Below are 22,779 nucleotides of genomic sequence, written 5' to 3'. Positions count from 1 at the left end.
GTGGAGGACCAGGGGGGATTCGCGGCGGCGAATCGGGCCGCGGCGACGCGTCATATACGCGCACGACTGCGGATCGACGGCATTCCGTTGCCCATTCCGGCGCGTGAACGGAGTGCTGTTACGCCCCCTGCCCGGAAATCCACAGAAGGCTCGTCGCCTCGCATGCGACGGTACGAGCCCGAATCGGCCAGAGGGAAAACAATGAAACGCAAGATAGCGAGTGCGGTGGCTTCTGTCGGCGTCGTCTTCGCGGCGGCGTCCACGGTGTCCGTCGTCACGGCGGCTCCCGCCTCGGCTACGACGGACCAGTGCGTCAGCTACCTGCAGAGCAAGAACTACGTGCCCACGAACCAGCGGGTCGACGCCTGTTACACGGCCGGGCACTTCATCGACATGCGGGACAAGGGCATCCGCTACCAGTCCTGCCGGTTCTCGCTGGAGGGCTCGGGAGTGCGCTACTCCGACGCCGTCACGGCGTGCAGCTACGCCCAGACCAACGTCTGACGCGTTTCCGGCACGGCTCACCGGCCTCCGGCCGGCGTCGAGTTCGCACATCGAACTCGGGTCGGCCGGGGCTCCCGCGTTCCGGGCACCGGACACGCCTTTCGCGCCCCCTGCGCCGACCCGATCGGACAACGCTTTCAAAAGGGAACGCAGGGAACGTCTTGAAACACAGGCACAGAAGAAAACCATGGGCCGCGTCCACTCTCCTCGCGGCCTCGGGCATGCTGCTCTCTCTCGTGCAGGCCCCCGCGTGGGCGGACGGCCGGCCCGAGGACGACCTCCCCGCCCGCTCGGCCGCCGCCGAGGCGGACCACCCGGACGAGGTGGCCCCCGCCCAGCGCGAACGGGTGCTGGGCAAGGACTGGAAGAAGACCGGCGACCGGGCGTGGACCACCACCTCGGACGCGGACGGCTTCCACCTGCTCGTCGCCGACGCCCGTCAGGGCTACTCCTGGCGCACGGCCGCCACGCTGCGCGAGCCCGGCTTCGACACCGACGCGTGGATCGGCAACGCCTGCGTGACCGGCTCGGGCCGCAGGGCCGTCGTGGTGTACGCGCCGCGTACGTTCACCAACAAGGCCGAGCTGTTCGCGCGGGGCGCGTTCACGGCGGTGGTCGACCTGGAGACCGGCGCCGTCGACAAGCTGAACCTCCAGTCCACCCTCGCCTACTTCAACCCGGGCTGCGGTGCCGACGAGACCGCCGTCCTGACCCAGAGCGGCGACGAGAAGCTCCCCCGTACCCGGCTGGTGCGCCTGGACGCCGCGACCGGCAGGCTCGCCACCCCGGTCGAGACGCCCGGCCAGGTGACGTCGGCCGTACCGGTGGCCGGCGGAGGCGTGGTCGCCGCACACCGCGACGGCGTGGTGAAGGTGGACCAGCACGGCAAGCGCACCCGGCTCGCCGCCGCCGACGGCTTCCCGTTCCAGCTCGCGCCGGACGCCGACGGCGGCGTGGTCTACATGGACCGGACCGGAAAGGACACCGCGCGCTTCAACCGCCTGCCGGCGGTCGACGTCCGCACACCCGGTGCGCGGGGCACGCGGCCCAACGTGCTGGCCGAAGGCCCGCTGACCGGCGTCGACCTCGCCAGGGGCGCGGGCGGCAAGGTATACCTCACCGGCAAGCTCGACAAGCTCGCGGCGAAGCTGCCGGCCTCCGTCGAGCCGCTGCGGGGCGTCCCGGCGGACGCCCGGGTCTCCACGCGGGGCAAGGCGGTGCTGACCAGGACCGTCTTCGCCGACGGCAAGGATCCGCGGGTGAACACCGCCACGACGGCGCGCCCGGCCGCCATCGACATGACGGTGCGTGACACGCGCCGGCAGGTGTCCTTCACCGTCGATCCGGCGAACAGGAACGGCGCCAAGGCGGCGGAAGGACTCGCCGCCTCCCCCGCCCTGGGCACGCCGGCCGCGCCGGCCCCGAAGCGGTCGCGGAAGGCGGCGGCCCGTTCCTCCGCGGTCGCCGAGGGACCGGACCAGCGGTACTGCGCGGTCCCGCGCAACGACCCCGCCAACCAGGCCATGCAGCCCAAGCCACGGCAGGTGGAATGGGCCGTCGACCAGGCGGTCATGGGCACCCTGGACCAGAACATCAGCCGCCCGGCCAACTGGAAGAACCTGGGGATGCCGGCGTACTCGCCGCAGAAGCTTTTCCCGAAGGTCGAGCTGGACGGTGGCGGCCATGTGCCGGCCCAGGTGATGCTGGGCATCACCGCCCAGGAGTCCAACCTGTGGCAGGCGTCCCGCGTCGTGGTCCCCGGCGCGACGGGCAACCCGCTGGTGGGCAGCTTCTACGGGCAGAAGTTCAAGCCCGGCAAGGGTGAAAGCGTCTGGGACATCCACTGGGACAAGGCCGACTGCGGATACGGCGTCACACAGGTCACCGACGGCATGCGGCTCGCCGGGAAGGAGAAGCCGGGGGAGACGGCCCTCCCGTACCAGACCCAGCGCGCCGTCGCCCTGGACTACGCCACCAACATCGCCGCGGGCCTGCGGATCGTCAGCGACAAGTGGAACCAGATACGCCGGGCGGGCATGACCGCCAACAACGGCGACCCCAAGCGGCCGGAGAGCTGGTTCTACGCGCTGTGGGCCTACAACTCCGGTTTCTATCCCGAGAGCGACAAGGGCAAGAACGCCGGCGCCTGGGGCCTGGGCTGGGCCAACAACCCGGCCAACCCCGTCTACAAGGTCAACCGCATGCCGTTCATGGCCTCCGGCGCGCGGGACGCGGCCCATCCGCAGGACTGGCCGTACCAGGAGAAGGTCCTCGGCTTCGCCGCCTACCCGCCGGACGCCCTGGAGGCACCGGGCAAGCTCGTGGCCGCCTTCCGGGCCGCCTGGTGGATGTCGGACTCCGCGCGCAACGGCCTCAAGCCCCTGGTCAGTGACTTCTGCAAGAAGGACAAGAACGACTGCGACCCCGGCAGGATCGCCTCCAGCGAGGGGCAGGACGGCCCGGGCGCCTGCACGCGGGACGATTTCAAGTGCTGGTGGCACGACTCCGTCGAGTGGCACAAGCCGTGTGCCGAGATGTGCGGGAACGAACTCCTGCGTTTCGACTCCTCCTACAAGGAAGAGGCCGACGGTACCGCCTACCAGCCCGAATGCGGCACCGCGCACCTGCCCAAGGGCGCACTCGTCGTCGACGACGTCCCGGACGGCACTCCTATCGTGCGGCCCGGCTGCTATCCGATGAAGCAGAACGGCTCCTTCGACCTCGACTTCGCGTCCGACTCCGCGAAAGTCGACTTCCAGCAGATCGGAGGAGGGTACGGCGGTCACTTCTGGTTCGCCCACACCCGGAAGGCCGGCGATGAAGGCGGCCGGATGAAGGTCACCGGCACCTGGAAGTTCGACGACTCGCTCAACCAGTGGGGCCGTGTGCTGGTGCACACCCCGGACCACGGTGCGCACACCCGGCAGGCGCGTTACGACATCTACACCGGCAAGGCGAAGAAGTCCCGGGTGATGCCGCAGCGTACACAGAAGAACGCCTGGGTGTCCCTCGGCGTCTTCGAATTCGTGGGCACCCCCAGGATTTCCCTCGACTCGGAAACCCTGGACGGCGCGGGCGAGGAGGACATCGCCTTCGACGCCGTGGCCATCGAGCCGCTGCCGGGCAAGCCACGGAATGTGGTCGTCGCCCTCGGCGACTCGTACTCCTCGGGTGAGGGAGCGTCGGTCTCCGGCGGCGGTGACTACTACCCGGAAACCGATGTCGACGGCAAAAAGGGCAGCCCCTGGCGCGACGCCTGTCACCGCTCGCGGTACGCGTGGTCCCGTCAGGCGTCCTTCGCCGACTCCGGGAAGTCCATCGGCGAGCGCGCCGACGAACTGGACCAGAGCATGGACTACCACCTGCTCGCGTGTTCGGGTGCCAAGACCTCGAACGTCCTTCCCGGTGGGAAGCCGCAGTACGGCGAACTCCCGCAACTGGACCAGGGATACCTCGACGACAGCACCACGCTGGTGACCATGTCCATCGGCGGCAACGACGCCGACTTCAGCAAGGTCTTCAAGACCTGTCTGATCGGGACCCCGGTCAACTGCGCGGACAACACCCGGTCTGACGGGAAGACCAACCGGGCCGCGGAAAGGGAGCTGATTCACGACACGGTCCGACCGGCCATCGCCACCACCCTGAAGAAGATCCACGAACTGGCGCCCAATGCCCGGATCGTCCTCATGGGGTATCCGCCGCTCATCAGCGGGGACTCCAAGTGTCTGCACTGGACCCCGCCGACGGGTCCCCTGGGCGGTGAGTTCGACATCAACGCCGACGAGGCGAAGTGGCTCAACGAGGTGGCCGTCGACCTCGCCGAGCAGATGGACGGCGCCGCCAAGGACGCCTTCCAGCAGTCGGGTGCTCCGGTTTACTTCTCCAACCCCGCGAAGTTCTTCCAGGGGAAGGGGATCTGCGGTAATCCGGAAACGATCCACGGCATCGTGACGGACAAGACCCCCGGTGACGACCCCGATCTCACGGACCAGCCGGTGTCGGCCCAGTCCTTCCACCCGAAGATCGCGGGAGCCAGGCTCTACGCGTACTCCCTTGAGGAGACCCTCCGGGCGGTGGGGCTGTAGCTCCCCGGGCCGCCCCCGGAAACGCGACGCGACGGCGGCAGGCCGTGCCCGTGTGGGGCGGCCTGCCGCCGTCGCGGTTCCGACGGGTTCGGGCGCCCTGGGCGCGTCCGAACTGTGCCCTTCGCCGCTCACGCGCCGGGGAACCCCGCCGGGGGCCGCCACTCGTGTTCCAGGACCGCGTGGACGACGGAGTCGCGCCACGCGCCGTCCACGAAGAACTGCTCCCGGATCAGGCCCTCCTCCGCCAGCCCCGCCTTCACCAGCGTCCTTCCGGACGCGGTGTTGGACGGGGAGCGGGTGGCCCAGATCCGGTGCAGGCCCAAGTGCCGGAAGCCGAGCGCGCAGAGCAGGTGAACCGTTTCGGTGCCCAGACCGGCGCCCCAGGTGTCCGGGTGGAGCATGAAGCCGATGGTGGCGGCCTTCTCGGAGAACGGGTCCAGGTCGAGGTCGGCCCGTCCGATCAGTCGCCCGTCGGCCGAACGGACCACACCGAGCATGTAGACGGCGCGCGGCACCACGCTCGCGTGAACCGCCGCGCGGGAGACGGATCCCGCGACCTCGTCCCGCGTCTGCGCCCGGCCCCTCATGTGACGTGCGACGTCGGCGTGGCCCTGGACGGCGTGCAGCGCGTCCAGGTCGGGACGACGGATTTCACGGAGGCGGAGCCGGGAGCCGGTGACGGTGATCGGGTACATGGGGGAAAGGTAGCGGCGGCGGGCCGCCACCCGGCGCAAGGCCGACGGGCCCCGAGGCCTCAGGGCCGAAGGGGGTGGGCCGGCCCCCTGTCAGGCCGGCCCCCCCGCGTCCGGAAGCGTGTCAGCCGCGCGTGCCGCCGCCCAGCGAGCTCAGGTCGTGGGCGTAGATCCCCACCGCGTGGGCGATGACGTCGATGTTGGTGTCGAACGCCTTGAGGTCGAGGTTGGACAGGTTGTCGCCCTTGGCGTGGTAGTTGGGGTCGTACGGAGCGCCGGCCTTGCCGCCGAACTTGGCCGCCTGCTCGGCGGTCTTGATGCCCTCGGCGCCGGTGAACGTACCGCCGGCCGGGATGCCGGTGGCGATGAACGGGCCGTAGTCCGAGCGCCCGTCGAAGTCGGTGCCCTCGTGCGGCTTGCCCTTGCGGTCGAGGTAGCCGTTGATCAGCTTCTCGATCTCCGCCGAGCCCTTGGGGCCGGCGCCGGAGCCCTTGTGGTCGGAGTCGTCGCCGTCGTAGACGAGCTGCGCCGGGTTGGGCGAGGCGATCATGTCGAAGTTGAGGTAGAGGGCGATCTTCTTGCGGTCGGCCTCGGAGAGCTGGGCCACGTAGTGCTCGGAGCCCAGCAGACCCAGCTCCTCACCCGACCACCAGGCGAAGCGGACCTTGTTGGTGGGCTGCTGGCCGCCGTGGCGGGTGCGGTCGGCGAGCTTGAGGGCGACCTCCAGCAGGCCGGCCGAGCCGGAGCCGTTGTCGTTGATGCCCGGACCCTCCGGAACGGAGTCGAGGTGGCTGCCGAGGGCGACGACGTGCCGCGGATCGCCGCCGCGAGTCTCGGCGATCACGTTGGGGGTGCGGTGCTTGATGTGCTCCTGCCGGATGTTCAGGTCGACCTTGACCTCCCCCTTGGCCACCGCCGCGGCCAGCGCCTCGCCGTCGGCCAGCGAGATGCCCGCGGTGGGCACCTTCCCCTCGGACGGGCTGCCGAACGACGGCTTCGCCACGCCGGTCGCCGCGTTGTTGTAGATGATCGTGCCGACGGCGCCCGCCTGCGCGGCGGCTTTCTGCTTCTCGGCGAACGTGCAGCCGCCGCGCTTGACCAGGGCGATCCGGCCGGTGAACGCCCCCGAGGCGTAGTCGTCGGGCGTGCAGCCGGGGGTGGCGTCCACCCGGGCGGCCGCCAGCGCCGCGCGCAGACCCGACTCCGGCGTCGACGGCGAGAACCTCGCCGCGGACACCTTCACCTCGCGCGCGTCCGGGGAGACGACCGACAGCTTCTCGGTGAGCGTCTTCGCCTCCCAGACGTCGAACCACTGGTACGAGACGCGGTAACCGGCCTGCCGCAGCAGCCGGTGGACGTACGCCGCCGACGCCTCGTGCCCGGGCGTGCCCGCGGCCCGGTTCCCGCCGTTGGCGTCCGCGATGCGCTGCAGCGCGCGGAGGTGGCGGTACGCGCCCTTCGCCGACGCGTCCCGCTCCAGCTGTCTCGCGAGCCGTTCGGCCTTGCGGTGCTGCCGGGCCGGCCCGTCGGCGGGCCGGGCGTCGGCCGGGGCGGCGGAGAGCAGCACGGGGGCCGCGACGGCGGTGGATATGAGGGCGGCCAGTGCTTTGCCGCGACGGTTGCGGAGGGGGAGACGCACGGGGGTGAGGTCCTTTCTCAGGGCGGTACGGCACGTTGTCCGGACGGTGGAACCGCTGGTACTGGTACGGACCTTAAGGACATCCGCGTGGCGCGCGGGAGGTCTCGCCGGCTTCCGACACAAGATCGCCACATGCCGGTCATGAGGGCCGGCGCCGACCGCCGGACTCTGCCGTACGGGGTGTCCGCAGGGGCCTGTGCCGCGTGCGTGGCGCCCCGATTCCGGCGGGCCGTGCCTTACCGCCGGTACCAGTCGTCTTCGTCGGTGCCGAGCGAGCGGCTGAGGTAGTCCCGCAGGCCGTTGGCGACCCACCTGCGGCTGTCGTTCTCGTGCTCCCAGACGAACACGTCGGGCCGTTCGGGCGTCCGCACGAAGGCGAACTGGTCGCCGCCCCCGTTGTCCCCGAAGAACAGGAGGGCGTCGAACGGCATGTACAGCCGGGCGAGGGACGCGTCGGACCGGAAGAACAGGTTCTGCTCGACGATCCGTTCCAGGGGCCAGACGGTGTCGACGAGGTGGTGTCCGGTCACCCCGTCGCATTCGAGGAGCAGGTGCCTGAGTTCCCCGGGCAGTGCCTGCCCGAGCCGGCGCTCGGCTGCGACGATCTCGGCTTCCCGCGCCGGTTCTCCGAAGCCCGCCTCGCGACAGCTTTCCCTGACCGTTCGTTTCCACATGATCGAGAGCCTAGTCGGCCCGGGAAATCCGGCCCCGGGGCGTCGTGGCGGCGGTGCCGCCGCGCACCGCGGTGTGCTCACCGCGTCACGGACGGCACCGCCGCCTCGCCGGCCGGCGGCCTCAGGTCGCCTGGGCCTGGTCGTACAGCGCCTTGGCCACGTCGCCGAAGTACGGGCCGAACATCGTGTTCGCCAGGAACGTGTAGCCGAAGCTGTTCACCGACGCCTGCAGCCCGGTGCCGGTGGCCTCGTCGAACGAGGTGAACCAGGGGCCGCCGCTGGAGCCGCCGGTCATATTGCAGGCGAGGCCGTGGTCCTTGGTGAGGAGGAAGTCCTTCGTGGTGTTCCCGCTGCAATAGACGAGCTTCGTCCCGTCGTACGGCGAGGCGGCCGGGAAGCCGAAGGAGTACATGCGCTTGTTGTAGCCGCCGTTGAAGTCCAGCCCCTGGCCGCCGACGACGTCCGTGAGGCGTTTGCCGTCGAGCGGGCCGACGACGGCGGCGCCGATGTCGTTGTTCATGTCCTCGCTCGCCGTCCACTGCGGGGTGGAGAGCGTCTTCGTCGCCGCCCAGGTGCCGTAGGGGGTCTGGCCGTCGTGATAGCCGGGGACGAACGTCCAGTTGGTGTGCCAGTTGCCCTGGTACTTCACGCAGTGCCCGGCGGTGATGACGGTGCTCTTGTTGCCGCTGGTGACCGCGTCGCCGGAGCAGGACGCCGTCCGGCCCTGCATGGTGAAGAACACCCGGCCGGACGTCTTGACCACCGCGCCGCCGCCCGTCCAGGGGCCGCCGGCCTGCGGGAAGGAGCGGACGGCGGCCGTGGCGCGGGGCGAGGCGACCGGGGTGGGGGCGACGGTGGTGTGCCGGCCGCCGCCCGGCGCGGTGACGGACGGCCGTGCGGCGTGGCCGGCCGCGCGGTCGGCGGTGATGTCGAGCGGAGTGGCCGACCTCATCCGTTCGGGCGTCCAGAAGGCGGCGACCCGCTGCCGGGCCTCCGCCGAGGCGGCCAGGGTGTGCTCGGTGTCCGGCGGGGGCGCGGCCCCTGCGGCGCCGGCCCCCAGGCCGGGTACGGCCAGGGAACAGGCGGCCAGCAGCGCGCCGGTGGCGATGGCGGTCGTGCGGGGGTGTCGTCTCACGCGTACTCCCTCTGCCGTGGCCGGCGCGCGACGCGCGCGGGCCGTGTGGGGGCCGGGCCGGGGATGTCGGGCCCGGGCAGACGAGCGGTGCGGTGCGACGTGCGGATGGTGCGGGCGGTGCGCGGGTGTTCCGGTTTCGCGGCGCGTGGTGCGGTGCGCGCGGTGCCCGGTCCGCGTCGTGCGGTGGGGTGCGTGTCGGAAAGCGTGCCACGGGCTCGCTCGGATTGACAGGGGCGCGTCAAGTCAACGTCCTGACGTTCCCGCCGGCGCCCGTGGCGGCGCCTTCCCGTGCCCTCTAGCCCAAGTCGAACGCGTTGGGCAGCCCCAGCCGCAGCCGTACCTCGTCCCGCCGCTTCACGGGCTCCAACTCCGGCGCCCGGTAGAGCGGCGTGACGGCGCAGCGCTCCGCCGCCGAGCCGTCCTCCTCCAGCAGCGCGTTGACCGCCGCCCGCGCCGACGCGTTGGCGCCCTCCATCGTCGCCAGGTCGATGTCCGTGGCCACGTAGTCCCCGGCGAGGAAGAGGTTGGGGATCGCCGTCCGGGCCTCCGGGCGGTTGCCCCAGGTGCCTACGGGGTGGATGAGGAGCTGCTCGTCGTTGGTGGCCTCCGGTCCGCCGAGGCGGACCGCGGGGTCCAGGAACCAGGAGTGCAGCACCGAGTCTCTGAGCACCGTCCGCCCGGTGTCGTTGAGACTCGCCTTGAGCTGCGCCCACACCTCACGGGCCACCTCTTCACGGGTGCACTGCTTGGCGGTCTTGCCGTAGAGGATGCCGGGTTTGTCCCACTCGGAGACGTCGCAGGACAGGCAGTCGGCGACCGTGCCGTCCCCGTAGTCCCGCCGGACGTCCCGCCCGGGCCAGAACTGCGCCTGCGACACGGAGGTGATCGACCACGGCGAGTCGATGTGGTTGATGTGGCCGTGGATCACCGGGGTGGGCTCGGTGAGGTAGAACTGGATGCCCGTCATCCAGTCCGTCCGGAGCGCGTCGCACCGTGCCAGCCGCGGATCCGCGGCCCGTACCTCCGCGTTCCAGGTGGTACGGGCGTGCTCGACGGGCATGGCGGAGACGAAGTGGTCGGCCGCGACGGCCTGCCGTCCGCCCCGCGCGTCCGCGAGCACCGCCTCGGCGATCCGCCCGCCGGCCGGCCGCAGGTCGCGTACCTCCCAGCCGGTACGGAACTCCACCCCGAGGGACGTCAGATGGGTCACCCAGGGGGTGATCCACGCCTCGTTGGTCGGGGCGTTGAGCAGCCGGTCGGGCGGGCCGTCCGCGCCCCGGCCGAGCAGGTTGAAGAGGAATGCCTCGGCGCAGGTGGCCACCGTCTTGGCGCTCGCCACCTCGGCCTTGGTGGCGACGATGTTCCGGGTCAGGCCGATGCACAGCAGCCGCTGGTAGTCCGCCGACATGCGCGCCGCGCGCGTGAACTCCCACCACGGCGTGCGCTCCCACTCCGTACGCCGTCGCCGTTCGCAACTGGTGAACCAGACCAGCAACCGTCCCGCGAAGTAGGCGATCTCGCGGGGCGGGACGCTGGTAAAGGTCTCCAGCAGGGCCGTCAGCGCCCGCCGCAGCTCGTCCGGGGTGAGGACCGGCGGCGGGGTGCCGGGGTTGGCGAACGGAAGCCGTATGTCCTCCCGGCCGGTGCGGGCGATCAGCATCTCGCCGGGGGAGAGGAGGTTGTCGTGACAGCCGTTGCGGTTGCCGGGGAAAGGGATGCGGCGCAGGGTGTCGGGCAGGTTGTGGTAGATCCCGGGGATGAAACGGAAGCCGTGCTCACCGGGGAGGGGTCTCCGGCCGCCGCGCGCGCTGCCCGGCACGTCCATGCTGCGCGCCTTGCCGCCGAGCGTGTCCTTGCGTTCGTACACCGTCACCCGGTAGCCGCGCTCGGCCAGTTCGTGCGCGGCGGTGAGGCCGGCGACACCGCCGCCGAGCACCGCGACCGTCCGGCCGCCGGCCCGCCCGGCCGAGCCGGCCCGCGGCGCCGTCCCGCGGGCGGCGGCGTGCGCCGTTCCGCCGAGCGCGGAGGCCGCGACGGCGGCTGTGACGCCGCCGACGAACACTCTGCGGGTGCTGCCGGCGGCCGGGGCCGCTGCCGCTGTTGTCGTTGCCGCTGGGGGGTTCGTGGATTGCGGCGCGGCCGCCGCACTTGTCGACGTCGTCGAGATCGTCGAGCCCGTCACCTCTGCCTCCCGCGACGCGCGCGGCACCCCCGCCGCTTCTGCTGAGTCCGCTGATTCCGCTGAGTCCGCGTCACCCGTCACGCCTGCCGTCTCCGCTGAGATCATGGAGCTCACAACCCCCTACCGTCGGTAACACGTGTCGTGTGGCGCAGGAGCATAAGGGCGCCCCTCCCTCCCCGACCCCGGCCGGACGTCAACGGCCGCCCGTCCACGGCAGGATGGCCGGAACCCACCGTCGGGGTGATTGAAACGCCCCTGTGAGGGCCTGGACCATGGAGGGGACCGGTGACGGGCACAAGTGCCCGGGGAACCGGGCGGGAGGCAAGGTCTGTGGGACTGCGTATCCATTTCGGCAGCGACGACGTCGTCCGCACGCGGCTGGCGCAGACGCCCGACCCGATGTGGGAGGTGCTGCTGAGCCTGCACATGCTCCAGACCACCGACGGGCCGCTGGTGTTCGACCAGTGGCGCCGTGACGTCCGGGGCCGGCTGGACGCCGGGGCGCGGCGGCTGCTGGCGCTGGCCCCGCCGCGCGGCTACTCGCCGGACTTCCTCACCCCGGCGGCCGGCGCGGGCGGCCTCGACCTGGGGGTCAGCGCGCTGATGGCCACCCCGCGCGGCCGGTTCCGCGACGACCTCACGCAGTTCGCCGTCTCCCACGGGCAGACGGCGTCCTGGATGCGCGGGCTCGCCGACGGCGACCTCGACGCGGTGAAGGGGCTGGGGGAGGCCGTCCGGTCGTACTACCGGGTGGCGCTCGCGCCCCACTGGTCACGGGTGCGCGCCGAAGTCACCGCCGATCTCGCCGCGCGCGCCCGTATGACACGGACCGTGGCGGACCTGCCGTCCGGCGCGTTCGACCACTTGCTGCGGACGCTGCACCCTACCCTGGAGTGGTCCCCGCCGGTGCTGATCATGCACGGCCCGCATGTGGAGGGGGACTTGTACCTCGATGGACGGGGGCTGTTGCTGCTCCCGTCCTTCTTCTGCTGGCGGAAGCCGACCGTGCTGCGAAGCCGCGACCTGCCGCCGGTCGTGGTCTATCCGATCGAACACACCCCGTCCCAACTGACCGTCGTACGGGAGGCGCCCGGGCGCCGGCAGGGGCTGGTGGCGCTGCTGGGCCGGACGCGGGCGACGCTGCTGGAGGCCGCCGCCGAGGGCCGTACCACCACCGAACTGGCCCGTACCGCCGACATCGCCGCCGCGACCGCGAGCCACCACGTGTCCGTCCTCCGCGAGGCGGGCCTGCTGATCACCCGTCGGGTGGGCGGCGCGGCTCACCACACCCTGACCCCGCTCGGCGTCCAACTGCTCAACGGACGCCGGGTGGCGTGATCAGGTCAACCGTCTGACCAGGCGGTTTCGAACCCCCTCGAATGTGGTGGCCGGTCCGTCCGCCCTGCCGGACACTCATGAACCAGGGGGATGCGGGGGAGAGACGGGGGGCCCGACGTGACAGGACGTGAGCCGTTCGGTGCCGGAGGGGCGTGCGTGCGATGAGCGGGGCACGTTCCACCGGTCCGCGGGTGCCGACGGGGGTGAGCGCGGGAGTCGTCGTATACGACCGCGACTCGGGCACCTGCGCCGAACGGCTCGCCCCGGACACGCGGTTCCGGTCGGCGTCAGTGGTGAAGCTGCTGATCGCGCTCGACCATCTGTGGGACCGCGGCCCGGTGGACGGCCTGCCGCCGGAGGACCGCTCCCGGCTGGACGCGATGCTCGCGCGCAGCGACGACGACGCGGCCGGCCACTTCTGGGAGCGGAACGGGGGATCCGGCGTGATCACGCGCATGGTCTCCCGTCTCGGGCTCACGCACACCGCCGGACCGCCGGCCGGATTCCCGGGCTACTGGGGATATTCGGCCATCACGGCGGCCGACACCGTCCGCGTCTACCGCTACCTGCTGGACGCGGCGCCGCCGCCCGTCCGCACGGCCATGCTGGGGCCGTTGCGGCGGGCGACCCGGCTCGGCGCCGACGGATTCGACCAGTCCTTCGGCATACCGTCCGCCTTCCCCCGCCCCTGGGCGGTGAAGCAGGGCTGGTCCGGCTACCCGCGGGCCGCCCCGGGACGAGGCGAGGTCGAGGGGGTGGATCTCGGCCGTCCCGCCCTGCACACGACAGGGGTGGTGGGACCGGACGACCGCTGGATCGTCGCCGTCCTGACCCTCCACCCGACCGGCACGCCGTACGCGGCGGCGGGCGAGGCGGTGACGGGGATCGCGCGGTCGCTGGCGGTGGGCTGAGGCGCCCCCGCGGCCTGCGCTCCCCGGACATGGCGCCCGGCCCACCACCGCGCACAGCCACCCCGGTCGGCCCCCGCGGGGCGGCGGCCGACCGGGGGCCAGCCCCAGCTCAGCGCCGGTCGTCGCGACCGTCAGAGGCTACGACGAATCCCCTGACCGGGCGCCCGCCGTCGCGCTCGCGGGGAACGAGCCGGGCCTCCCTCATCGCTTCGACAAGCTCGGCGTACCGGGGAGCGGTCCACTCCATGGGCGGAGCCCTTCCGGCTTCGCGCCGAGATCGCGGTAGGCGCGGGTGTGGGGGATCAGCGCGTGCCGGCCCTCGTCGACGACCCCGGACGGTACGACGGACCGTTCGGGGAACCGCGCCGCCGTGGCGATGAACTGCAGGGCCTCGTCCTCGATGCGGCCGCATGTCCTGTGCGAGACATCCGGGTTGTTGTCCGCGACAGTGGCGCGGCACGTCACGCGTAGCGCGCGATGAGCGCGGCCGAGTCCTCGTCATCGAGTGCGACGCCGAACTCCTCGTCCGGCAGTACGCACAGCTCCTCCGCCGCTACCTGGCGCTTGTCCGTCGTGAGGTCCGGCAGAAGCGTGATGAGGTCCGTGTTGTGCAGAACGTGCCGCTGGTCGGCCGCGGGCTTTTGCGAGCCGGACAGGCCGGCCCACGGTACGCCGACGGCCGAGCCCGTACCGACGCATGCCGGTCTCGTCGAGGCCTGGTGTGTGGGAACGCCGGCGCGGCGAACGGGCACTGTTCGACAGTGAAGGGTGCGCGCGCACGCTGACCGCAGACGCCAAGGTGGGGACGGGCCGAACGGCGCGCCCCGGGCCGCGTTGAGCCGCTCACACCCGGCCAGCCCGCCGTTCCGTGACGAGGAGCCAGACGAGGTACGCGCCGCCCAGGACGCCCGTCACCGCGCCCACCGGCAGGCGGTCGGTGCCGAAGGTGCGTTGGGAGAGCCAGTCGGCGCCGATCAGCAGGGTGGCTCCCATGCAGGTGGCGGGGGCGAGTTGGGGGCCGGGGGAGCGGGTGAGGCGGCGGGCCAGTTGCGGGGCGGAGAGGGCGACGAAGCCGACCGGGCCGGCGGCCGCGGTGGCGGCGGCGGTGAGGAGGGTCGCGGCGGCCATGAGGGACAGGCGGGTGCGTTCCACGGGCACCCCGAGCGCGTGCGCCGCGTCGTCGCCGAGCTCCATCGTCGAGAGCCGGCGCGCGGACACGGCGACCACGGGCAGCAGGACCGCGCAGGCCGCCGCGAGCGGGCCCACGTCGTCCCAGCTCCGTCCGTCGAGGGAGCCGGTCAGCCACATGACGGCGCGCTGGGCGTCGCTGAACTCCGCCTCCGTGAGCAGGTATCCGTTGACGGCGGTGAGTACCGCGGCCGTGCCGATGCCGACCAGGACGAGCCGGTAGCCGTGGACGCCGCGGCGCCAGGCGAGCGCGTACACCAGCAGGCCGGTGAGCAGGCCGCCGGCCACGGCGCCGGCGGCGACGGCGGTGCTGTCGCCGTGCAGGACGACGATGACACAGAGCGCGCCGGTGGCCGAGCCTTGGCCGAAGCCGACGACGTCCGGGCTGCCGAGCGGGTTGCGGGTGATGCTCTGGAAGACCGCGCCGGCCAGGCCGAGGGCCGCGCCGACGAGGAGGGCGGCGAGGCCGCGCGGGAGGCGGAGTTCGTTGACGATGGCCTCGTCGGCCGGGCTGCCGCCGCCCGCGAGGGTGCGGGCGACGTCCGCGATGGACAGCGGGTAGTCGCCGCTGCCGAGCAGGGCCAGGGCGGCGAGCAGGGCCAGGGCGGTCAGTGCCGCGCAGACGAGCAGGGAGCGGGGGTCGAAGCGGATGGACAGGCCGCCGGGGCGGAGGACCCGGCCTCGGACGGGGACGCGGGGGCCCCGCGCGCCCTGGGACGTAGGGGAGTTCACAGTTGGGCCACCTTCCCGCGCCGGACCAGGTGGAGGAAGACGGCGCCGCCCGCCAGGGCCGTGACGATGCCGGCCTGGAGTTCGGCGGGCCGTACGACGACGCGGCCGGCGATGTCCGCGCCGAGCAGCAGCACGGCGGCGAGCACCGCCGACTGGGGGAGGAGCCGGCGCAGGTCGGGGCCGGTGAAGGCGCGGGCGATGTGCGGCACCATCAGCCCGACGAAGGCGATCGGGCCGCATGCGGCGGTGGCGCCCCCGCAGAGGAGGGTGATGGCCAGGAAGGCGCCGGCGCGGGTGCGGGTGAGGTTCGTGCCCAGGGCGCGGGCGGCGTCGTCGCCGAGGGCGACGGAGTTCAGCGGGCGGGCGAGGGCCAGGGCGAGGACCATGCCGGCGAGCAGGAAGGGGGCGACCCGCAGGACGATGCCGGAGGTGGCGGAGGCGAGGGATCCGACGGTCCAGAAGCGCAGCCGGTCCAGCGCCGCGGAGTCCATCAGCTGCACCGAGTTGATGTATCCGTGCAGTGCGGCCGAGACGGCCGTACCGCCCAGCGCGAGCCGTACCGGGGTGGCCGAGCGGCTGCCGCCCACGAGGTAGACGAGGACCGCGCAGACTCCGGCGCCCAGGAAGGCGAACCACACGTAGCTGGCCGGCGAGGCGACACCGAGGAAGCTGATCGCCGTGACGACCGCCGCCGAGGCGCCGGCGTTGATGCCGAGCAGCCCCGGGTCGGCCAGCGGATTGCGGGTCAGGCCTTGCATGACCGCCCCGGCGAGGCCGAGCGAGGCGCCGGCCAGCAGGCCCAGCAGGGTGCGGGGGAGCCGGACGCGGCGGACGACGATGTCGTCCGTGGTGCCGGAGAAGTCGAACAGGCCGTGCCAGACGTGGTCGGGCGGCACCGCCCGGGCACCGACCACCAGGCTGAGGGCGACGAGCAGCAGCAGGAGCGCGCAGGACGTCAGCAGCAGGATGCGGTGCGGGAGTTGGCGTCGTCTCGGGGTCGGGGGAGGGGGTGCCGCCGTGCCGGGCACCGGCCTGTTCAACAGCATTCAGATAGGTTAGCCTAACCTCACCTGTTATAGCTATACATGTAAAGCGGCGTCGCGATCCCGCGGGCATTCCGTCTTCCGGCCTGCCGTGCGTGTGCGGCATGCCGGAGGCGGGGCGTGTGACACGTCGGCCCGTGCACCGCGCGGCACGTAACGCGTCATCAGCGACCGTGACCCCGTCATCAGTGACCCGTATTCCGTGAACCGTGTTGAGAGCGAGGCGCCTTGACTGCCCCCGATCGCGCACCCATCGAGCTGACGAACCGTCAGAAAGTCCCGTGGCGCCCCCCTGCTCCGTCCCGCCGCGGCCTGCTCGCCGCCGGCGGGGCATGGACCGTCGGCGCGCTGCTGACGGCCTGCGGCGGCGGCTCCGACGGCTCCGACAAGGGCTCGGGCGGCGACGGCTCCGGAGGCGGCTGGAGCTTCCGCGACGACCGTGGCGAGACGGCGAAGGCGGGCTCCACCCCCAAGCGGATCGTCGCGTACGTCGCCTCCGCCGCCGCCCTGCACGACTACGGCGTCGACTGCGTCGCCGTCTACGGCCCGGCCAGGCTGAAAGGCGGCAAGCCCGCCCCGCAGGCCGGGAACCTGGACGTGGACCGGCTCACCTCCGTGGGCGACATCGGCCAGTTCTCCATCGAGAAGTACGCGGCGCTGCGGCCCCAACTCCTCGTCTCCAACGTCAATGTGGGGCAGCACCTGTGGCAGGTGCCCGAGCAGAGCGAGAAGAAGATCCTCGGCTTCGCGCCCAGCGTCGGCATCCGCACCTCCGACGTCACGCTGGTACGGGCCGTCGAGCGGTACGCCGAACTCGCCGCGTCCCTGGGCGCGGACCTCCGGGCCAAGGCCGTCGTCGACGCCAAGGCCCGGTTCGAGCGGGCCGCGGACCGGCTGCGCCGCGCGGCCAAGGCCAACGGCGGGCTGCGGGTGCTCGCCGTCGCCGCCCAGCCCGACGCGCTCTCCGCCGCCGTCCCCGGCAAACTGCCCGACCTGCGCTACTACCGGGAGCTCGGCGTCCGGCTGATCGTCCCCGAGCGCCCCGGGCCGCCCGGCTACTGGGAGAAACACAGTTGGGAGAACGCGGACACGTACCGCCCCGACATCCTCTTCTACGACCAGCGGTCCATCAACATGCCGCTGGACGAGGCCGTGCGGTCCAAGCCCACCTGGAACGACCTGCCGGCGGTCAAGGCCGGGCAGGTCGTCCCCTGGAACAACGAGGCGCAGTTCAGCTACGCGGGCTACGCCCCGCTCATGGAACGGCTCGCCGAGGCGCTGGAGAAGGGGAAGCGGGTCGGGTGATGCCGGAGGAGGGCGTTCGGGAGGAGGCCGTTCGGGACGAGGGCGTCCGGGAGGAGGGCCTTCGGGAAGGGGGCGTGCGGGAAGGGGGCGTCCGGGAGGAGGCGGCCCTCCCCGTGCCGCGGTCCGCCCGGCGCCCCGCGCCGTCAGTCGCCCAGCACCCCGTCGAGGATGTGCCGGATCCCCTGCTCGTAGGTGTACCGGTCCTCCAGCTCCCGCGAGTCCTCGGCGTACGAGGTGACGTGCGGGTACCGGGCCGCGGTGTCCTGGGCGGCGGTGGTCTCGGGGTAGTGGCGGCCCGACGCGTCGTCCGGCTCGGGGCGGAGGCGCGGCGGGGTGGCGAGGGCGCGGCCCGCCGTGTAGTACCAGAGGGTCTGGTGCGCCCAGAACGCCTCCTCGCGGTCCAGCCCGTAGGTGGTGAGGGCGCCGAGGATCTCCTCGGTCATCCAGACCGCCGACATGCCGACGAGCTCGCCGCGGGCCAGGATCGGCACCACCCACGGATGCTCGGCGAACGCCTGGTGCATCAACCCGCAGACGACCACGACCCGTTCCCTCGGATCGTCGGGCAGCGGGGGCCGGGGGAGGGTGTGGGCGACGTGCTCCAGGACGAGCGAGAGGAGCTCGTCCTTGTCCCGCACGTGGTGGTAGACGGCCATGGCGGTGCTGCCCAGCGTCGCCGCCAGCCGGCGCATCGTCAGGTGCTCGGCTCCCTCCTTGAGGATGATCTCGTAGGCCGCCGCCACGATGTGCTCGCGGGAGAGCCGGGGCGGACGGCCCCGCCTGCCGTTGGAAGTGCTGTTGCCGGCCAGTGTTCTGCCCTTTCTCCGTACTCGCTCGCGCCCGTGGGAGCCCCGGTCGCCGCGAGACCTTGAGCCTAACCTTTTTATACGCGTAAGATAACGGCCGCCCGACGAAGTCCTACGAAGTCCCGCGAGGTTCGCCGAAGTTCGGCGCAGCCCGATGAAGTCCGAGGCGCGCGACGCGGCCCGACGAACGAGACCCACGGAAACGAGGTGCCGCCGATGAGGCGAGCCGAGGGAAGCACGCGGGAACGGCGCCCGCGAGCCCGGATCGAGACCTACCTGGCCCCCCTGCTGCGGGCCACCGCGCTCACCCCCCGCATGCTGCGGCTGCGGGTCGGCGGCGAGACCCTGCGCGGTTTCACCGCCGGTCGCGCCGCCGACGAGCGGATCAAGCTGTTCTTCCCCGCGCCCGGGGAGCGGGCCCCGGCCCTGCCCGAAATCGGCCCCACCGGGATGCGGTATCCCGAGGGAGCCGCCATCCCGCACGCTCGCACGTACACGGTGCGCTCCTTCGACCCGGCCACCCTGGAACTGGACGTCGACTTCGTCCTACACGGCGACGGCCGCGCCGTCGACTGGGCCCGCCGGGCCCGCCCGGGCGACATGCTCGGCATCGCCGGGCCGACGGGCGGCTGGATCCCCGCCCAGGAGGCCGACGTCCACCTCGTGGTCGGCGACGCGACCGCCCTGCCCGCCATCGCCACCATGCTGGAGCGCATACCCGCCGGCGGCCGGGCCCTCGTGATCTGCGAAGTGGCGGACGCGGACGAGGAGCACTACCTGGAGGCGCCCGCCGGGACCGAGATCCGTTGGGTCCGGAGCGATCCGGCCGGGTGGCGCGCACCGACGCCGCTGGAGCGCGCGGTCCGCGAACTGGCCTGGCCCGAGGGCGTGGTGCATGCCTGGGTCGCCGGCGAGGCGAGCACGGTCCGCGCCGTCCGGCGCCACCTGCTCAGGGAGCGCGGTCTGGACCGGAGGGCCCTCGACGCGTCCGGCTACTGGCGGCACGGCATGACGGTCGAGCAGTGGGTCGCCACCGAGGGCGACGACGTGAACGCGGAGGACGCCGACAACGCGCCGGGCGCGGCCGACACGCCGGCGGTGGTGGACGACAACGGTGCCGCCGCTCCCGGTGGCGGATCCCGGAGTGCCGCCCCGGAAACCGTCCGGACGAGGGTCTGACAGGAGCGCGACGTGCGGGACAAGACGCCGGCGGAGGCCGGGGAACGCATCCGGTACGGCTGGGTGCTGGCGGTGGTGGTGGCCGTCCAGTTCATGGTGACCCTGGACGCCTCCGTGGTGAACGTGGCCCTGGCGGCGATGCGGGAGGACCTCGGTTTCACCGAATCGGGGCTGTTGTGGGTGGTCAACGCCTACACGCTGGTCTTCGGCGGCTGCCTACTGCTCGGCGGCCGGATCGCCGACCTCTACGGGCGCCGGCTGGTGCTCTGGTGGGGGCTCGGGCTGTTCGGTCTGGCCGGCCTGGCCGGCGGGATCGCCCAGACGCCGGGCCAACTGGTCGCCGCCCGTGCCGTACAGGGGCTGGGCGCGGCCGTCCTGGCCCCCGCCGCGCTGACCATCGTCACCACCTGCTGCCCCGAGGGACCGGCACGCGGCCGGGCGCTGGGCTGGTGGAGCGCGGCGGGCTCGGCGGGCGGCGCGGCCGGGGTGCTCATCGGCGGAGTGCTCACCGAGTACCTGGACTGGCGCTGGGTGCTGCTGATCAACGTGCCGGTCGTGGTGCTCGCCGCGGCGGCCGGCCGGATGGTCCCCGACGGCCGCCCCGAGCTCCGCGGCCGGCTCGACGTGGGCGGCGCCCTGCTCGCCACCACGGGCCTGACCGCCCTGGTGTTCGGGGTGGGGCGCACCGGCGACCATCCGCTCTCCTCCCCGCTCACCCTGGGCATGCTCGGTGCCGCGGTGGTGCTGCTGGCGGGCTTCGTCCGGTACGAGTCCCGGGCCGCGCGCAACCCCCTGGTGCGGCTGGGGCTGTTCGGCAACCGGACGGTCAGCGGGGCGAACGTGACGATGCTGCTGCTGGCTGCGGGGCAGTTCGCGAGCTTCTACTTCGTCTCGCTCTACCTCCAGCGCGTCCTGGACTACAGCCCGGCCGTCGCGGGTCTGGCGTTCATCCCCTTCTGCCTCGGCTTCGTCACCAGCGCCCTGCTCGTCGGGAGACTCTCCGCCGGGACCGGCCTGCGGCTGCCCGCGGCGGCCGGCGCGCTGGTCGGCGCGCTGGGACTGTTCTGGTTCAGCCGCGTCAGCGCCGACGGCGGCTTCTTCACGGACGTCCTCGGCCCGTCGCTGGTCACCAGCCTGGGCATCGGCGCGTGCGTGGTGCCGCTGGCCTCCGCCGCGACCGCCGGCGTGCCGCCGGCCGACGCCGGAATGGCCTCCGGCATCCTCAACAGCGCCCAGCAGGTGGGAGGTTCCCTGGGCCTGGCGATCACGGTGAGCGTGGCGACGAGCCGGACGACGACGCTGACCGGCCGCGGCGACGCGCCGCTGGTCGCACTGAACGACGGCTACGGTCTGGCCCTGCTGACGGGCGCCGGACTGCTGGTGTCGGCCGCGCTGCTGACGGCCGTCCTGCCGGGCCGGGCGAGGCGGGACGCGGAGGCGGCGGCCGAACCGGATCCGCAGGCGGAGCCGGCGCGCGGCCCGGCGTCCTGAGGGTCGCTCGGGCGCGGCACGGGCGCGGGCACGGGGAGGGCAGGCGGGCGGGGCGGCGCACGGCAAGGGTGCCCGCGGCTTCCCGCCGCCGAACGGCCGTGATACGGCGGTGGGGAGAGGCAGGGGCGGGGCCAGGCGGAGGAGGCGCGGACGCCCGCACGGGCGGTCGTCGTCGGCACCCTCCCCCGCTCTCGGTCCGTCCCTAACCCACCGCCCGGCCGAGGCGCGGGCCCGGTCGGCGGTGACCCGGCCACGTCGTGACAGAGCGGGCCACGACCCGGCCACGTCGCGAAAGAGCGAGCCATGACCCGGCCACGCCGGGGAAGGGCCGGCGGCGACCCGGCCGCGCCGGGGAAAGGCCGGCGACACCCGGCCGCGCCGCGGAAGAGCCGCGACCGCGTCGTACCCTTCCGAGCCACGCCACCCCCTGGCCGCTTCCCGCCGCTCCGACGCGCCCGGCGACCGCCTGTGGTTGGCAGGCCCCCGGCGGGTGCGCATACTCGTAGAGCCCTGTCCGACGGCGCGTCCGGTGACCCGTACGGCGGCCCGTCCGTCGGCACCTTCGCTGGGGAGGGAGTCGGTTGGCGTGACGGAGGAGACGCTCCTCGTCCTGGGCTGTACCGCCCTGACGCCCTGGGGCCGTGACCAGCTACGGCGGTTGTGCGAGCAGGCCCGGCGCCGCGGGCTCGCCCTCGCCGGCGCCGACACTGCGGACAACCTGCGGACGGCGACGCCGGACGAGCTCGCCCGCTACGACACCGTGCTGCCGCTCGACGTCCACGACGCCGACGCCTGCCGCGCCTGGGCCGCCGGCCGACGCGCCCTCCACCCTGCCGCCGTGGCCACCATCCGCGAACTGTCCGTCCTCCCCGCCGCGGTGATCGCCCGCGAGCTGGGCATCGCGGGCAACGATCCGGAGGTGGTGCGCCGGGTGCGGAACAAGGACCTGTGCCGGGAGCGGCTGCGCGACGCCGGCTTTCCGCAGCCCCGCACCGCGCTCTGCGCGGACCTCGCCGACGCCGAGCGGTTCCTGCGCGAGAACGGGCCGGGCCCGTGGGTCGTCAAGCCGCGCGACGGGCTGGCCGGCATCGGCGTCTCCCGTGTCGACCGGGCGGAACAACTGCCGGAAGCGCTAGGGAAGTTCGGTTCGCCTCCGGCCGCGATGGGGGCGCTGCCCGCCTCCCCCGGGTTCCTCGTGGAGACCTTCGTGGCGGGCGCCGAGTACTCCGCCGAGGGCGTCCTCGTCGGCGGCGTCCCCCACGTCCTCGCCCTCACCCGCAAGGGCACCGGCGAGGGGTTCGTGGAGACCAGCCAGCGGGTGCCGTCGGGGCTGGACGAGGCGACGGCCGGGGAGGCGGCCGGCGCGGTCGCCCGCGCCCTCACGGCCGTCGGCGTCACCCGCGGCGTCTTCCACGTCGAGTTCTGGGTGACCCCCGACGGCGTCGTCCTCGGCGAACTGCACGACCGCGGCGGCGGCGACTACATCCACGCGCTCGTCGAACACACCCGGCCGGGGCTGGAGTTGTACGGAACCCTCCTCGACGACCTGCTCGGCCGCGCCCCGGCCCCCGTACCCGCCGCGTCGGGCGCGGCCCGCGCCGAGTTCCCCCTCGCCCCGCCCGGCCGGCTGCGCGCCGTCCACGGCTGGGACGAGGTCCGCCGGCACCCGGCCGTGCTCGCGGCCCACCTTCGGGTCGCGCCCGGCGACGTCATCGGACCCGCCCGCGACTCGTACTCCCGGCCGGCGGTCCTCGTCGCCGGCGCCCCGGACGCGGACGCCGTCGACGCCCTGGTGGCCGGACTGACGGCACGGATCGCCTTCGACACCGAACCGGGCACCACCGCCGTGTGACGAACCGACGGACCCGACGG

At 73.1% G+C, this 22,779-nt stretch carries 18 protein-coding genes; 8 read left to right on the top strand and 10 right to left on the bottom strand.

All coding sequences use genetic code 11. From position 1 onward, the window contains the following. Window positions 1-201: 201 nt before the first annotated feature. Both ACSNOK_RS04555 and ACSNOK_RS04550 read left to right on the top strand, forming a co-directional pair. A complete protein-coding gene (locus ACSNOK_RS04555) occupies window positions 202-504 on the top strand; it encodes a hypothetical protein (protein WP_436779248.1) in 303 nt (100 codons plus the stop codon). A 221-nt stretch (window positions 505-725) separates the two neighbouring features. After that, window positions 726-4,592, top strand: a complete 3,867-nt coding sequence (locus ACSNOK_RS04550) for a GDSL-type esterase/lipase family protein (protein WP_436779247.1) — start codon at window positions 726-728, stop codon at window positions 4,590-4,592. A 128-nt stretch (window positions 4,593-4,720) separates the two neighbouring features. Here the strand turns inward: ACSNOK_RS04550 and ACSNOK_RS04545 are convergent, their stop codons facing one another. The 5 genes from ACSNOK_RS04545 to ACSNOK_RS04525 all read right to left on the bottom strand — a co-directional run bounded on the left by ACSNOK_RS04545 (window position 4,721) and on the right by ACSNOK_RS04525 (window position 10,794). Then, complete coding sequence (locus ACSNOK_RS04545; RefSeq protein ID WP_436779246.1) at window positions 4,721-5,287, bottom strand: GNAT family N-acetyltransferase; 567 nt, start codon at window positions 5,285-5,287, stop codon at window positions 4,721-4,723. 121 nt (window positions 5,288-5,408) lie between these two features. After that, the gene (locus tag ACSNOK_RS04540; RefSeq protein WP_436779245.1) at window positions 5,409-6,923 is read right to left on the bottom strand and encodes a M28 family metallopeptidase; all 1,515 of its coding nucleotides are present in this window, start codon (window positions 6,921-6,923) and stop codon (window positions 5,409-5,411) included. A 236-nt stretch (window positions 6,924-7,159) separates the two neighbouring features. After that, window positions 7,160-7,597: an SMI1/KNR4 family protein gene (locus ACSNOK_RS04535; RefSeq protein ID WP_436779244.1), complete on the bottom strand. Its 438-nt coding sequence runs from the start codon at window positions 7,595-7,597 to the stop codon at window positions 7,160-7,162. A gap of 121 nt (window positions 7,598-7,718) precedes the next feature. Then, a complete protein-coding gene (locus ACSNOK_RS04530) occupies window positions 7,719-8,732 on the bottom strand; it encodes a peptidase (protein WP_436779243.1) in 1,014 nt (337 codons plus the stop codon). 295 nt (window positions 8,733-9,027) lie between these two features. Continuing rightward, window positions 9,028-10,794 carry an FAD-dependent oxidoreductase gene (locus tag ACSNOK_RS04525; protein WP_436779242.1) on the bottom strand — a complete coding sequence of 589 codons (1,767 nt, stop codon included), beginning with the start codon at window positions 10,792-10,794 and terminating at the stop codon, window positions 9,028-9,030. A 450-nt stretch (window positions 10,795-11,244) separates the two neighbouring features. Here ACSNOK_RS04525 and ACSNOK_RS04520 point away from each other — a divergent pair, with 450 nt between their 5' ends. Together ACSNOK_RS04520 and ACSNOK_RS04515 are read left to right on the top strand one after the other, a co-directional pair. Beyond that, complete coding sequence (locus ACSNOK_RS04520; RefSeq protein WP_436779241.1) at window positions 11,245-12,252, top strand: ArsR/SmtB family transcription factor; 1,008 nt, start codon at window positions 11,245-11,247, stop codon at window positions 12,250-12,252. 161 nt (window positions 12,253-12,413) lie between these two features. Beyond that, the gene (locus ACSNOK_RS04515) at window positions 12,414-13,163 is read left to right on the top strand and encodes a hypothetical protein (RefSeq protein WP_436779240.1); all 750 of its coding nucleotides are present in this window, start codon (window positions 12,414-12,416) and stop codon (window positions 13,161-13,163) included. Between the two features lie 201 nt (window positions 13,164-13,364). Here ACSNOK_RS04515 and ACSNOK_RS04510 read toward each other — a convergent pair whose 3' ends face one another. From ACSNOK_RS04510 to ACSNOK_RS04495, 4 genes are all read right to left on the bottom strand, one after another. After that, the gene (locus ACSNOK_RS04510; RefSeq protein ID WP_436779239.1) at window positions 13,365-13,628 is read right to left on the bottom strand and encodes a hypothetical protein; all 264 of its coding nucleotides are present in this window, start codon (window positions 13,626-13,628) and stop codon (window positions 13,365-13,367) included. Next, a complete protein-coding gene (locus tag ACSNOK_RS04505; RefSeq protein ID WP_436779238.1) occupies window positions 13,625-13,915 on the bottom strand; it encodes a hypothetical protein in 291 nt (96 codons plus the stop codon). The genes ACSNOK_RS04510 and ACSNOK_RS04505 overlap by 4 nt, the downstream gene beginning before the upstream one ends. A gap of 91 nt (window positions 13,916-14,006) precedes the next feature. Continuing rightward, on the bottom strand, window positions 14,007-15,083 hold the full coding sequence (locus ACSNOK_RS04500; RefSeq protein WP_436779237.1) for a FecCD family ABC transporter permease: 1,077 nt from the start codon (window positions 15,081-15,083) through the stop codon (window positions 14,007-14,009). Next, the gene (locus tag ACSNOK_RS04495) at window positions 15,080-16,129 is read right to left on the bottom strand and encodes a FecCD family ABC transporter permease (RefSeq protein ID WP_436779236.1); all 1,050 of its coding nucleotides are present in this window, start codon (window positions 16,127-16,129) and stop codon (window positions 15,080-15,082) included. Before ACSNOK_RS04495 ends, ACSNOK_RS04500 begins: the two co-directional genes overlap by 4 nt. Before the next feature lie 225 nt (window positions 16,130-16,354). Between ACSNOK_RS04495 and ACSNOK_RS04490 the strand changes: the two genes are divergently transcribed. Next, window positions 16,355-17,431, top strand: coding sequence for an ABC transporter substrate-binding protein (locus tag ACSNOK_RS04490; RefSeq protein ID WP_436779235.1), 1,077 nt, complete (start codon window positions 16,355-16,357; stop codon window positions 17,429-17,431). A gap of 143 nt (window positions 17,432-17,574) precedes the next feature. On the opposite strand, the gene ACSNOK_RS04485 is transcribed toward ACSNOK_RS04490, so the two are convergent. Next, a complete protein-coding gene (locus ACSNOK_RS04485; protein ID WP_436779234.1) occupies window positions 17,575-18,174 on the bottom strand; it encodes a TetR/AcrR family transcriptional regulator in 600 nt (199 codons plus the stop codon). 279 nt (window positions 18,175-18,453) lie between these two features. Between ACSNOK_RS04485 and ACSNOK_RS04480 the strand changes: the two genes are divergently transcribed. The 3 genes from ACSNOK_RS04480 (at window position 18,454) to ACSNOK_RS04470 (ending at window position 22,759) form a co-directional block, all read left to right on the top strand. Beyond that, window positions 18,454-19,416 carry a siderophore-interacting protein gene (locus tag ACSNOK_RS04480; protein ID WP_436779233.1) on the top strand — a complete coding sequence of 321 codons (963 nt, stop codon included), beginning with the start codon at window positions 18,454-18,456 and terminating at the stop codon, window positions 19,414-19,416. 12 nt (window positions 19,417-19,428) lie between these two features. Continuing rightward, window positions 19,429-20,907 carry an MFS transporter gene (locus tag ACSNOK_RS04475; protein ID WP_436779232.1) on the top strand — a complete coding sequence of 493 codons (1,479 nt, stop codon included), beginning with the start codon at window positions 19,429-19,431 and terminating at the stop codon, window positions 20,905-20,907. A 586-nt stretch (window positions 20,908-21,493) separates the two neighbouring features. After that, entirely contained in the window at window positions 21,494-22,759 is a 1,266-nt protein-coding gene (locus ACSNOK_RS04470; protein WP_436779231.1) for an ATP-grasp domain-containing protein, read from the top strand. The last annotated feature ends 20 nt before the right edge of the window (window positions 22,760-22,779 follow it).

The organism is Streptomyces sp. URMC 126, from assembly GCF_051386555.1.
Taxonomy (GTDB): domain Bacteria; phylum Actinomycetota; class Actinomycetes; order Streptomycetales; family Streptomycetaceae; genus Streptomyces.
The sequence above is the reverse complement of the archived record's forward strand: the minus strand, read 5'-3'. Positions and strand labels throughout refer to the sequence as shown.

Coding starts and splice junctions, on each gene's coding strand:
- ACSNOK_RS04555 (WP_436779248.1), top strand. CDS start 202: ATGAAACGCAAGATAGCGAGTGCGGTGGCTTCTGTCGGCGTCGTCTTC.
- ACSNOK_RS04550 (WP_436779247.1), top strand. CDS start 726: ATGCTGCTCTCTCTCGTGCAGGCCCCCGCGTGGGCGGACGGCCGGCCC.
- ACSNOK_RS04545 (WP_436779246.1), bottom strand. CDS start 5,287: ATGTACCCGATCACCGTCACCGGCTCCCGGCTCCGCCTCCGTGAAATC.
- ACSNOK_RS04535 (WP_436779244.1), bottom strand. CDS start 7,597: ATGTGGAAACGAACGGTCAGGGAAAGCTGTCGCGAGGCGGGCTTCGGA.
- ACSNOK_RS04515 (WP_436779240.1), top strand. CDS start 12,414: ATGAGCGGGGCACGTTCCACCGGTCCGCGGGTGCCGACGGGGGTGAGC.
- ACSNOK_RS04495 (WP_436779236.1), bottom strand. CDS start 16,129: ATGCTGTTGAACAGGCCGGTGCCCGGCACGGCGGCACCCCCTCCCCCG.
- ACSNOK_RS04480 (WP_436779233.1), top strand. CDS start 18,454: ATGAGGCGAGCCGAGGGAAGCACGCGGGAACGGCGCCCGCGAGCCCGG.